The sequence below is a fragment of the Vibrio navarrensis genome, assembly GCF_015767675.1.
Lineage (GTDB): Bacteria > Pseudomonadota > Gammaproteobacteria > Enterobacterales > Vibrionaceae > Vibrio.
Genome location: NZ_CP065217.1, coordinates 3,081,730 through 3,094,652, shown reverse-complemented (window position 1 = coordinate 3,094,652; position 12,923 = coordinate 3,081,730). Strand labels below are relative to the sequence as shown.

General features: G+C 52.5%; 9 protein-coding genes. 8 read left to right on the top strand and 1 reads right to left on the bottom strand.

The window, feature by feature from the left end; translation table 11 throughout:
- The first annotated feature begins 149 nt into the window (after positions 1 to 149).
- The 8 genes from I3X05_RS14575 to tldD all read left to right on the top strand — a co-directional run bounded on the left by I3X05_RS14575 (position 150) and on the right by tldD (position 10,869).
- On the top strand, positions 150 to 1,193 hold the full coding sequence (locus I3X05_RS14575; RefSeq protein ID WP_045571680.1) for a rod shape-determining protein: 1,044 nt from the start codon (positions 150 to 152) through the stop codon (positions 1,191 to 1,193).
- Positions 1,194 to 1,254: 61 nt separating this feature from the next.
- Positions 1,255 to 2,145 carry a rod shape-determining protein MreC gene (gene mreC, locus I3X05_RS14570; RefSeq protein WP_045571679.1) on the top strand — a complete coding sequence of 297 codons (891 nt, stop codon included), beginning with the start codon at positions 1,255 to 1,257 and terminating at the stop codon, positions 2,143 to 2,145.
- Positions 2,135 to 2,623, top strand: a complete 489-nt coding sequence (gene mreD, locus I3X05_RS14565) for a rod shape-determining protein MreD (protein ID WP_045571678.1) — start codon at positions 2,135 to 2,137, stop codon at positions 2,621 to 2,623. The genes mreC and mreD overlap by 11 nt, the downstream gene beginning before the upstream one ends.
- Positions 2,624 to 2,628: 5 nt before the next feature.
- Complete coding sequence (locus tag I3X05_RS14560; RefSeq protein ID WP_045571677.1) at positions 2,629 to 3,189, top strand: Maf family protein; 561 nt, start codon at positions 2,629 to 2,631, stop codon at positions 3,187 to 3,189.
- Between the two features lie 21 nt (positions 3,190 to 3,210).
- Positions 3,211 to 4,680 carry a ribonuclease G gene (gene rng / locus I3X05_RS14555; protein WP_045571676.1) on the top strand — a complete coding sequence of 490 codons (1,470 nt, stop codon included), beginning with the start codon at positions 3,211 to 3,213 and terminating at the stop codon, positions 4,678 to 4,680.
- 10 nt (positions 4,681 to 4,690) lie between these two features.
- A complete protein-coding gene (locus tag I3X05_RS14550) occupies positions 4,691 to 8,581 on the top strand; it encodes a YhdP family protein (protein WP_045571675.1) in 3,891 nt (1,296 codons plus the stop codon).
- A 9-nt stretch (positions 8,582 to 8,590) separates the two neighbouring features.
- Positions 8,591 to 9,427, top strand: coding sequence for a carbon-nitrogen hydrolase family protein (locus I3X05_RS14545; RefSeq protein WP_045571674.1), 837 nt, complete (start codon positions 8,591 to 8,593; stop codon positions 9,425 to 9,427).
- Entirely contained in the window at positions 9,424 to 10,869 is a 1,446-nt protein-coding gene (gene tldD / locus I3X05_RS14540; protein ID WP_039430570.1) for a metalloprotease TldD, read from the top strand. Before I3X05_RS14545 ends, tldD begins: the two co-directional genes overlap by 4 nt.
- Positions 10,870 to 11,075: 206 nt before the next feature.
- On the opposite strand, the gene I3X05_RS14535 is transcribed toward tldD, so the two are convergent.
- A complete protein-coding gene (locus tag I3X05_RS14535) occupies positions 11,076 to 12,452 on the bottom strand; it encodes a PhoH family protein (RefSeq protein WP_045571673.1) in 1,377 nt (458 codons plus the stop codon).
- Positions 12,453 to 12,923 lie beyond the last annotated feature (471 nt).

Sequence of the window (12,923 nt, the reverse complement as noted above, 5' to 3'; positions counted from 1 at the left end):
AGCCGTTTGATGATGCTGCGTTAAAGTATGGTCAGAAATTGCGTGTTTTAGTCCATGTTTATGGATCAATGCCTTGCTGTGATAGCAAGGCATTGGTACATTTAGGGCAATTTTTATCTTCTATTTTTCTTGCAGGATGAGCGAAGAGTATGTTTAAGAAACTTCGTGGCATGTTTTCCAATGACCTATCGATCGATTTAGGTACCGCCAACACTCTGATTTACGTAAAAGGACAAGGCATCGTTCTTGACGAACCGTCTGTAGTTGCAATCCGTCAGGACCGTGCTGGTTCGGCGAAAAGTGTGGCTGCGGTCGGCCATGCAGCCAAACAAATGTTGGGACGTACTCCTGGCAACATTTCTGCGATTCGCCCGATGAAAGATGGCGTGATTGCGGACTTCTACGTTACTGAAAAAATGCTGCAGCACTTTATTAAACAAGTGCACGACAACAGTATCCTAAAACCAAGCCCGCGCGTTTTGGTGTGTGTGCCTTGTGGCTCCACCCAAGTTGAACGCCGCGCGATCCGTGAATCGGCGCTGGGTGCGGGCGCACGTGAAGTCTACCTGATTGACGAGCCAATGGCGGCGGCGATCGGTGCGGGCTTGCGCGTTTCTGAACCCACAGGTTCTATGGTGATCGATATTGGCGGTGGTACCACAGAAGTGGCGGTGATCTCGCTCAACGGTGTGGTGTACTCCTCTTCCGTTCGTATTGGCGGCGATCGCTTTGATGAAGCGATCATCAATTACGTGCGTCGTAACTACGGCAGCTTGATTGGTGAAGCGACGGCAGAAAAGATCAAGCACGAAATCGGCTCTGCCTACCCGGGTGATGAAGTGCGTGAAATTGAAGTGCGCGGCCGTAACTTAGCTGAAGGTGTGCCACGTAGCTTTAGCCTCAACTCCAATGAAATTCTCGAAGCGCTGCAAGAGCCACTGTCTGGCATTGTGTCAGCGGTGATGGTGGCTCTGGAACAATGTCCGCCAGAATTGGCATCGGACATTTCCGAAAACGGTATGGTCTTGACGGGTGGTGGCGCACTGCTGAAAGATCTTGACCGACTCTTGACCGAAGAAACGGGTATTCCTGTAGTGATTGCGGACGATCCGCTGACTTGTGTGGCGCGTGGCGGTGGTAAGGCGCTTGAAATGATCGACATGCACGGTGGCGATCTGTTTTCAGAAGAATAATGGTCACCGCTTGGGTAAGCGCGGCTTGCCCAAGCTTGCCAGCCTAAGGTTCTAAAACACAATGAAGCCAATCTTTGGTAGGGGCCCTTCTCTACAGTTGCGTCTGTTGTTTGCGGTGATCGCATCCGCCAGTTTGATGTTTGCAGACAACCGTTTAGACGCATTCTCGGGTGTTCGATACTTTCTCAATAGCTTAGTGGCACCGATTCAGTATACGGCGGATTTGCCACGTACTATGTTTGATGGCGTGTACGAGCGCTTTAATACCCAACAGTCACTGTTGGAAGGCAACCAGAACTTAAGACGTGAAGTCTTGCGTCTGCGCAGTGACTTACTGCTACTCGATCAATACAAAGAAGAAAACCTGCGCTTACGTAAGCTGCTCGGATCCTCTTTTGTGCGTGATGAAAAGAAAATGGTCACGGAAGTGATGGCGGTGGACACTTCTCCGTATCGTCATCAAGTGGTGATTGACAAAGGCCGTATCGACGGTGTGTATGTCGGTCAGCCAGTGATCAACGAAAAAGGCATTGTTGGTCAAGTGACCTTTGTTGCGGCGCACAACAGCCGCGTTTTGCTGCTTACTGACGCGAAAAACGCCATTCCAGTGCAAGTGATCCGCAATGATATTCGTGTGATTGCCTCGGGCAACGGTGAAATCGATGAGATCCAGTTGGAATACATTCCAACCAGTACCGATATTCAGGTGGATGATCTTCTGGTGACTTCGGGCCTTGGCGGGGTTTACCCGGAAGGCTACCCTGTAGCCCATGTTACTTCGGTCGAGCATGATACTCGACGTGAGTTTGCGGCGATTAAAGCCAAACCCGTGGTGGAATTTGACCGCCTGCGCTATCTGCTTTTGGTATGGCCAAATGAAGATCGTCAACACAAAGTATTGGATGCCAATAGCGGTGATCAAGTGACGCAAGAGGTAAGCGATGGCGAATAGTGTGTTACGCAGTCGGATGGTGATCGGCCTTAGCTTTTTTGTCGCGCTGGTTCTGCAAACCATCCCTTGGCCGGGCAGTTTGGATCTGTTTCGTCCCTCGTGGTTGCTGTTGGTGACTTGCTACTGGGTGCTGGCATTGCCGCACCGCGTTAATGTCGGCAGCGCGCTGATCCTTGGCCTGTTGTGGGATCTGCTGATCGGCTCGACCTTAGGCATACGCGGCATGATGATGTCAATCGTCATCTATTTGGTTGCATTGAACTTTTTGCTGATCCGAAATATGGCGCTCTGGCAACAAGCCCTGCTGGTGGCGGGCTTAAGTGCCACACTGGAAGTGCTGATATTCTGTGGAGAATATTTGATCCAGGACGTGGTATTCAATCCATTATCGCTATGGACCGCAGTAATTAACTGTATACTTTGGCCATGGGTGTTTTTATTGATGCGGCGGATACGTCGCCACTGGCATGTAAGGTAATAAGCATGAGCCGTTTGGTGCTTGCGTCTGGCTCTCCAAGACGTAAAGAGCTTTTGTCCCAACTTGGCCATGATTTTGCCGTGGTCGTGCCAAATATCGCAGAAGCCAAAGCTGAGCATGAGTCGCCCGTCGAGTATGTCCAGCGCCTATCGCAAGAAAAGGCGCTCGCAGGGCTTGCTTTGGTCAGCACCGAGAGTGTGGTGATCGGCTCCGATACTGTGGTGGTCTGTGATGAACAAGTGCTAGAGAAACCGCAGCATCTCGACGATGCGAAGCGCATGCTTAAACAGCTTTCAAATCGTCGTCATCAGGTGATGACGGCGGTGACTGTCGTGACATCCACCAAACAACGCTCGGTCGTGGTAACGACGGAGGTGTGGTTTAAAGCCCTGACAGACGAAGAAATCGAACAATACTGGCAGTCAGGTGAACCATGCGATAAAGCTGGCAGTTATGGAATTCAAGGTTTGGGTGGACGTTTTGTTACCCGTATTGAGGGCAGCTATCACGCTGTCGTAGGACTCCCTCTGTTTGAGACTGACCAGCTGCTGCACGAATTCTTATAATTTTTAAACTGAGGTGCGCACATGAGTGCAGAGTTGCTGCTTAACGTGACCCCGAGTGAAACTCGCGTGGCCATGATTGAAGGTGGAGTACTACAAGAAGTTCATATTGAACGCGAAGCTCGTCGTGGCATCGTCGGTAACATCTATAAAGGGAAGGTCAGCCGGGTTTTGCCGGGCATGCAGGCCGCCTTTGTCGACATTGGCTTGGATAAAGCCGCCTTTCTTCACGCGTCGGATATTGTCCCGCACACCGAGTGCGTCGCGGAAAATGAAAAACAGCAATTTCAGGTGCGCGACATTTCTGAGCTGGTGCGCCAAGGGCAAGACATCGTCGTGCAAGTGGTTAAAGATCCGCTCGGTACCAAAGGTGCCCGTCTAACCACCGACATTACTCTTCCGTCGCGTTATTTAGTTTTTATGCCGGGGGCCAGCCACGTCGGTGTGTCGCAACGTATTGAAAGTGAATCGGAGCGCGAACGTCTCAAACGCATTGTTACTCACTACTGCGATGAACACGGCGGCTTTATCATTCGCACTGCCGCAGAAGGGGCGGATGAAAAAGAGCTCTCACAAGATGCAGCCTTTCTCAAACGTTTGTGGAACAAGGTGATGGAGCGCCGGGCGAAGTACAAAACCCGTTCTACCTTGTATGGAGAATTGGGCCTCGCACAACGTATTTTGCGCGATTTTGTGGGCACCGAGCTGGATAAGATTCTGGTCGACTCCCGTCAGGAGTTTGAAAACCTGAAAGAGTTTACTTCCGAGTATGTGCCGGAATTGACCGATAAGCTTGAACTCTACGAAGGCGATAAACCGATCTTCGACATGTACGACACCGAGAACGAAGTGCAACGTTCTCTAGAACGCAAAGTTGAGCTTAAATCTGGCGGTTATCTGATCATCGACCAGACTGAAGCGATGACCACGGTGGATATCAATACCGGGGCGTTTGTTGGTCGCCGCAATCTCGAAGAGACGATTTTTAACACCAACATCGAAGCGACCCAAGCGATTGCCCGTCAACTTCGTTTGCGCAACCTAGGCGGCATTATCATTATCGACTTTATCGATATGACTTCCGAAGAGCACCGTAAGCGGGTACTTACCTCGCTGGGAAATGCACTGAGCAAAGACAGAGTGAAAACCAACATCAACGGCTTTACTCAACTTGGTTTGGTGGAGATGACGCGTAAACGTACGCGAGAAAGTATCGAACATATTCTCTGCTCAAGTTGTCCAACTTGTGAAGGGCGCGGTAGCGTGAAAACGGTCGAAACCGTCTGCTACGAAATTCTGCGAGAGATTACGCGAGTGAACCGCGCCTACGACGCCGACAAGTTTGTTGTGTATGCGTCTCCAGCGGTGGCCGACGCGCTGCGCGGTGAAGAGTCGCATGCCTTGGCCGAGTTGGAAGTCTTTATTGGTAAGCAAGTACGTATTCAAGCGGAGCCTCTGTACATACAAGAGCAGTTTGATGTCGTGATGATGTAATGGAAAATTTGTGATCTCTGTTGTTACCCGCCTTGGGCGAGCGCTGCTGTGGCTGATCGTGTCAGCCCTGCTGCTGCTGGCTGTCACTGTCACTGCGCTGCGGATTGCCCTGCCGCGCATGAACCATTTTCAGCAAGAAATCACCAGTTGGGTGAAACAGGGCACGGGCCTTGATGTGGCTATCCGCAGTGTGGCTGGCGCCTGGCGCAATAGCCATCCGTCGGTGGCGTTGCAAGGGCTTCAGGCGCAACTGCCCGGTGAGCAAGAGATCAATTTGTCGGTGGATGAAATCCACGTCGAGTTCGATTTACTCCAATCTTTACTGACTTTACAGCCAGTCGTCGCCAATCTCGATCTCAATGGTCTGGCTTTGGATGTGCGATCGCTGAACCTTATTTCGCCGCCATCCGAGAGCAGTCAAACCTCTGCGCAACCTGTGGTGGACAGTGAAACTTCGCAACTGATTGAACGGCTCGATACCTTGTTGCTCAGGCAACTTGAAGAGGTGTTGCTCACTCAATCGAAAATCTGGTATCGCTCGGTGTCGGGCGAAAATCGCCGACTGGATATTGAGAAGCTGCGTTGGCGTAATCAAGGCGCGCACCACTTAGCGGAAGGGGTGGTCAGCATTGCTGGCACCAATCTCAATGCGCTGTTAGTAACCGCTAACTTTGTCGATCATGGTTCGCTCTTGGATGTTAGTGGTGAGTTTTACGTTAATGCCGAGGAGATCTCCGTGACGCCTTGGCTGACTCGCTATATGAAAAGTGAGAGCGGGATTGAATCTGGCAAGGTGAGCCTCAAGTCTTGGCTGACCTTACAGCACTCGAAGCCGCGTTATGCCTATGTGGAATTGTTGCCTTCCGAGCTTATCTGGAGTGAAAAAAGTCGCCATGCGCTGATCCTCGAATCGGGCGTGTTCAAGCTTTTTCCCGATAAAGAGGGGTGGAAAGTGAATGGCCACTCACTGAGTTTGCGCACCGACGAAACCGACTGGCCGGAGCTGGATGTCGCCTTTGATTGGCAGCCACAAGGTTGGACGCTGAACCTCTCACAACTGAGCATTCAGGCCTTGCTGCCACTGGTTAAGCTGATGCCAGACTCTACCGACGTGACCGATGTGTTGGTCAAACTGGAGCCAAAAGGGCTGATTGAAGACATTCGCCTGAAAATGACCGATGGGCTCGACTCGCTGCGCTACTCGGCAGAAGTCGATTCCTTAGCCATGCAGCAGTGGGATCTGTTGCCGGGTTTTCACAATGTGACAGGATCAATCTTCGGCACGCCGACGCAAGCCAAAGTCTCTTTGGCGGTGATTGATGATGTGTTTCCCTACGGAGACGTCTTTCAGGCGCCGCTCAATATCAAGCAAGGGCAAGTCGACCTTGTGTGGCAAAACTACGCTGGGGGCTGGCGACTATGGGCCGACAAGGTGACCGCCGCCACGCCAGATTTGCAAGTGTTGGGTGAGTTTCGTTTAGACTTCCCAGACAACCAGAGTCCGTTTCTCTCTTTTTATGCCGAAGCCGACGCTTACAATGCCGGCGAAACGTGGCGTTATTTGCCGACGTTGGCGCTTGGCCGCGAGTTAACCGACTATCTCTCCAGCGCGATTCAAGGTGGTAAAGTCAATACCGCCAAGCTGCTTTGGTACGGTGAACTGGGTCAGTTCCCTTACCGAGACAACGATGGCATGTTCCAAGCTTGGGTCGGTTTGCAAGAGGGGAAATTCAGCTTTGATACCGCGTGGCCGCCGATCACGGATTTGCAGATGGATCTATTGTTCCAAAACGATGCCATGTACCTTGATTCAAAATCGGCGACCTTAAAAGAGGTGCAAGCGTCGCGTATCACCGGACGTATTCCGGAACTGGTCGAAGATGGCCATATTGAAATCGAGGCGAGCGCCACGGCGGAAGGCAATGCGGTGCGTGACTACATGACCGCGACACCGCTGGTGGACTCTGTCGGCGCTGCGCTCACGGCTTTGCAAGTTAAAGGGCCGGTGGTATCGCAGTTCCAACTCAATATTCCCTTTGAGAGCAGCAAAGAGCCGCGTGCGTGGGGATACGCCGATCTGAAAGGCAATCATGTCGATATTGATGCGCCGCCGATGGCTTTGGAAAAAGTCTCCGGACGGATTGAGTTCGACAACGATGTGGTGAAAGCCTCCGGTTTGGCGGCCAAGTTGCTCAAGCAGAACATCGCCATCGATTTTGCCGGTGAAAGCGCCGATTACGGCTACAGCGTTAAGATCAACACCGTGGCGGATTGGGATGTGAAGCCGCTGGTCCCTTATGTCGGCGAGCAATGGCTAGGGCGACTTTCCGGCCATGCGCCTTGGTTGATGGACATCGATTTGCAGCTCAATGATGTCGGCTTCACCTATCAGTTAGATCTCAGCGCTAAGTTGGATCGCGTCGCCAGTCGCTACCCGTATCCGCTCAATAAATCGGTGGGTGAAAGCTGGAATGCGCGCTTGCAAGCCTCTGGTAATCAAGAGTCGATCACCGCGCGTCTGCAACTTCCCAATGCGAAATATCAAACCGAAATCGACATTACCGGTAAAGTGCCGCAGTTGACCGCGACCAACCTGGTACTGGGCAATGGCGGGTTCAAAATCAGCCCAGTGGTGGGGCATCATGCGTTGATCCGCACTGACTACGTTGATTTTGATGAATGGCTGGATGTGGTGATGGCGAAGCCCGCGAGCAACCAGTCCGCGCTCGACGGGATGCAAACGCCAGAAATTCCGCTACCCACTCGAGTCAAACTGGAAACGCCGACATTGCGCCTTGCAGGGATCGAGTTCCACGATGTGGATTTCTCTGCGCGTAAGAAGAACCTCAGTTGGCAACTGGAAGTGAAAAGTCAGGAAGTCGACGGCAAAGCGCACTATCTTGAACCTTATGACTTAGCGGTGTCGTTGGAGAAACTGCACCTTTATATCCCGGGGTTGGATGAGAAAAAAGCCAAGCAAGAGTCGCTGTTGACCGCAGAAAGTGAAGATGCGCCGCTCATCAGCGATTTTGACCGTCAGTTCCACCAAGCGATGCCGAATCTGACTCTCAATATTGATGATTTTTGGTTACAAGGCTACAAAGTCGGTACCGTTAACGTCGATTTACAGCGTCAAGGTAACGCGCTGGAGTGGAAACAGCTCAAGCTCGCCAGTGGCAATAGTCAGGTGGACGTGAGCGGGCGCTGGATGCTGGATGGCGAGCGCAGTCACTCTCAAATGAACCTCAAAGTGAGCGGTGAAAACAACAGCGACTTGATGGAGCGCTTTGGCATTACCTCGGGGATCCAAAAGGCGCCGTTTGAGATCACCTCACAAGTGGGGTGGGATGGCGCACCTTGGTCGATGCGTGTCAGCACCTTAGATGGCGAAGTACAGAGCGAGTTTGGCAAAGGGGTGATCTCCGATGTGAGCGGCGCGGCGCGTCTGCTGGGGCTGTTCAGTCTAGACTCGATCATCCGTAAAATGCAGCTCGATTTTACCGATGTGTTTGATCAGGGCATGGCGTTTAACTCGATCAAAGGCACCGGCAAAATTCAAGATGGTGTGTTTGTCACTAACGACATTTTTATGGATGCGCTGGCCGGTGAAATGCGTATTCGCGGTTTGGCGGACATGGGGCAGCGCACGGTCGATGCCGAAGTGCAGTTTATCCCCGATGTCACCTCGGGTATTCCGATTCTGACGGCGTTTGCCGTAGCGCCGCAAACTGCACTGTACGTGCTGGCGATCTCGACGGTGATTTCGCCCGTGGTTGAGGTGTTTACGCAGGTCAACTACGAAGTCAAAGGGCCGCTGGAAGCGCCGACGGTAAAAGAGATTTCGCGTAGCCGCGGTGAGTTTACCCTGCCAGAGAAAATGCGCAGCGAAGCGCAACAATAGGAGTGTGCAATGGAAAGGATTGCCATTATTCAGATGACCTCAAGCGCCGAACCCGCAGCGAATCTGGCGGCGATTCAACGCGGCTGTGAGCAGGCTGCCAAACAAGGGGCGAAACTGGTGGTGACACCGGAAAATGCGCTGCTGTTTGCCGACAAACAAGCCTACCACCAGCATGCGGAAGTGCTGGGAGATGGGCCGCTGCAACGCGCTTTGGCGCAGTTGGCGAAAAGCCAGCAGATCACCTTGGTGGTCGGCAGCATGCCGATTCGCAGCGCCACTGGCGTGACCACCACCAGTCTGGTGTTTGGTCCTGATGGTGAGCGTTTAGGCCATTACAGCAAACTGCACATGTTTGATGTCGATGTGGCCGATGGCCACGGTAGCTATCGCGAGTCCGACAGTTTTCAGCCCGGCAATGAAATTTGCGTGGTGGAGACGCCGGTTGGCAAACTTGGTCTGAGTATCTGTTACGACTTGCGTTTCCCTGCGCTCTACCAAGCGCTGCGCGAGCAAGGTGCGCAAATAATGTTGGTGCCTGCGGCGTTTACCGCCGTCACTGGCGAAGCGCACTGGGAAGTGCTGCTCAGAGCCCGAGCAATCGAAACACAAACGTGGGTGATTGCTGCGGGACAAGGTGGCCAGCACACCGCCAAGCGAGAAACGTGGGGCCATTCGATGGTGATTGACCCGTGGGGAAGTGTGGTGGCGCAACTCTCACAACAGGGCGACTTGCTTGTTGCCGAGATTGATTTAGCCTATAGCGAGAAGATTCGACAAAACATGCCCGTTGCTCAGCATGGTCGTTTTACCCATTTACTAAATAAAAAAGCAGAGTCAAGCTTATGAGTATTAATCAAGTAGAAGAGGCACTGTTAGCACCGGGAGGTCTAACAGCGCAGGACGTGGCGGAGACGTTAAGCAGCATTGCAACGCGCCAAATTGACTATGCCGACATCTATTTTCAGTCCAGTTGGCACGAATCTCTAGTGCTGGAAGACAGCATCATCAAAGACGGTTCTTTCAATATTGATTGTGGTGTCGGTGTGCGTGCTGTGACGGGTGAAAAAACCGGTTTTGCCTATGCCGACCAAATCCAGTTGGACGGCTTACGTCAAAGCGCTCTTGCCGCGCGCGGTATTGCCCAGCAAGGGCAAAATGGTCAAGTGCAAGCCTTTCGCCGTAGCGACAATCAGCACTATTATGCGGCGCTCAATCCACTCGCATGCTGGGAAAAACAGCAAAAAACCGAACTGCTTAAATCGCTCGATGCCTATATCCGCACCAAAGAGCCGCTTGTCAAAGAGGTGTCGATCAGCTTAAGCGGCGTGCATGAACAGATGCTGGTTGCCGCAACCGATGGCACTTACGCAGGCGATGTGCGCCCGCTGGTGAGATTGTCCATTAGCGTACTGGCGGAAAAAGGCGATCGCCGTGAGCGTGGCAGCTCAGGTGGCGGCGGCCGTTTTGGCTACGATTTCTTTATCGGTGAAGAAGATGGCGTGCAACGTGCTTTCCACTTTGCTGATGAAGCGATTCGCATGGCGCTGGTCAACCTTGAAGCAGACGCTGCGCCAGCGGGAACCATGCCTGTGGTGCTCGGTTCGGGCTGGCCGGGCGTACTGCTGCATGAAGCGGTCGGCCATGGTTTGGAAGGGGATTTCAACCGCAAAGGCTCTTCCGTCTTCTCCGGCAAAATCGGCAGTCAAGTGACCTCGCCACTGTGTACTATTGTCGATGACGGCACACTCAAAGATCTGCGTGGTTCTTTGAACGTGGATGACGAAGGGGTAAATGGTCAATACAACACCCTGATTGAAAACGGCGTTTTGCAAGGTTACATGCAAGATAAACTCAATGCGCGTTTGATGGGCGTGAACCCAACGGGTAACGGTCGCCGTGAATCTTACGCTCACCTGCCGATGCCGCGCATGACCAACACTTACATGCTGCCGGGTCAGCACACGCCGGAAGAGATCATCGCCACGGTGAAAAAAGGCTTGTACGCGCCGAACTTCGGTGGCGGTCAGGTAGACATCACTTCCGGTAAATTTGTCTTCTCAACCTCGGAAGCGTATTTGATCGAAAACGGCAAGATCACTCGCCCGGTCAAAGGTGCGACCTTGATTGGTTCAGGGATTGAAGCCATGCAGCAAGTGTCGATGGTCGGTAACGATCTCAGCATCGATCGCGGTGTCGGCGTGTGTGGCAAAGCCGGGCAGAGTATCCCGGTTGGTGTTGGGCAACCGACCCTGAAACTCGACTCCATCACGGTAGGCGGCACGGAATAATCCCACACAATAAAAACGAAAGGGGGCGAAATGATCGCCCCCTTTTTTAAGCTCACGATTGTCTCGTTTGCTCATTTATGAGTAACCTAGATCCTAGATCCTAGATCTTAGATCCTAGCCCCCAGCCCCTAGAACCCAGAACCCAGAACCCAGAACCCAGAACCCAGAACCCAGCAACCTCGTTTCCTAGTTCCTCACTTTCTCCACTACAAATTCTCCTCGGCAAATTCCGCCAAGCGACTGCGCACCACACCGTTGAGGTGGATGTTGGCACTGCCTTCGAAATTCTTAAAGCGCTCGACCATGTAGGTCAGGCCCGAGGTGACTGGAGTCAGATAGTGGGAATCAATCTGCGCGAGGTTACCAGAACAGACGATCTTAGTGCCTTCCCCACAGCGGGTGATGATGGTTTTGATTTGCGATGCGGTAAGGTTTTGGCACTCATCCAGCAAGACAAACGCATTTTGAATCGAACGGCCGCGCATAAAGTTGATCGATTTGAACTGAATGTTGGCTTTATCGACGATGTATTTGAGCGAGCCTTCGGTGCAGTGATCGTTTTTGTGCAGCGCTTCCAGCGTATCGGTCACGGACGCAAGCCAAGGCATCATTTTTTCCTCCTCTGTGCCGGGCAAGAAGCCGATCGACTCGCCGATGTCTGGCGTGTTGCGCGTCACGATGATCTTATCGAACATCTTCTTCTCTATGGTTTGCTCTAGCGCGGCGGCCATGGCAAGCAAGGTTTTACCGCTGCCCGCCGCGCCAGTGAGGATAACAAGGTCAATGGTCGGATCCAGCAGCGCATCCAGCGCCATCGCCTGATAGATGTTCTTCGGTGAGATATCCCAAGCACGGCGGTGCATCATACGTTCGCGGCTGATGTCGAGCAGCGTCAGTTTATCGCCGTCAATCTCCGCCACACGGCCGGCGAAGTCGCTCTCTTCATCAATCACATATTGGTTAATAAAGGTCGGGTCGAACGGCGCTCTATCGAGGGTGTGATAGGTCCGGCCGCCGAGCGTGCGGCTTTCAACCTGATCCACGTTTTGCCAAAAATCGCCTTCACGCTGTTGAAAGCCTTTGGTCAGGTATTGAATATCGTCAATCAGTTGGTCGGTGCGATAGTCTTCAACAAAGCGTACTCCGGCCCCTTTGGCGCGCAGACGCATGTTGATGTCTTTGGTAACCAGCACCACTTCGCGTGGCGCACGTTTGTTTTGCAGATAGAGCACGGCATTGAGAATGCGGTTGTCGCCCGCTTTATCGGCAAAGGCTTTGACCGTTTCTTGCAGTTCGAAATCGGCCAAAATAGCAATGGTACCGCGATTGTTGCCTTCCCCGGAGACGGGAATGCCTTCTGAAATTTCATCCGGAGTGGCATCGCGAAAGAGGTCTTCCAGTGCACGAATTGCCACGCGCGCATCGCGTGCCACATCTCGTTTACTGTCTTTGATTCGGTCCAGCTCTTCAAGCACCGTCATGGGTATCACCACGTCGTGCTCTTTGAACGAGTAGATAGCGAAGGGTTCGTGTAGCAGTATGTTGGTATCAAGTACAAACAGTTTCCGGTCGGTATCGCCCATAGCGTCTCCTTGCCGCAACGCGGCTTTGCTTGCTCAGTACCAAGCGAAGACAGAGGTCTTCTGCTTGGCCGTATGCTTGCAGCAGAGGTCGAATACTTCCGGCCATTACCGACAGAGGCACCATTGGGGGCGCATATGGCATGTCAACCGAGTAGCGAGACGACTTACTGCAAACCCGTGTTGATCCTAAACGTGTACCGAGAACCTGCATTATCTGTGCCGCTGTCAGCTTTCTGACGAGACAGGGCGAACAGGTTCTGTTTAAGTATACGCAAATTTGATCACACCCGATCCCACAAATGCCATGAGTTTTTTACATTTTGATTTCATCCACGTTCGGCGAAAAAAAATAGGGTGAATCCCAGTGTTTGGGCGTGACCTCCATCACGGCATCAAGTAAGATTAGCGGCCTTTTTCTGCGGCGATTTTTACAGCGAATTATTCGCCTTTTCCCGGTTGGCGAGGGGCGTA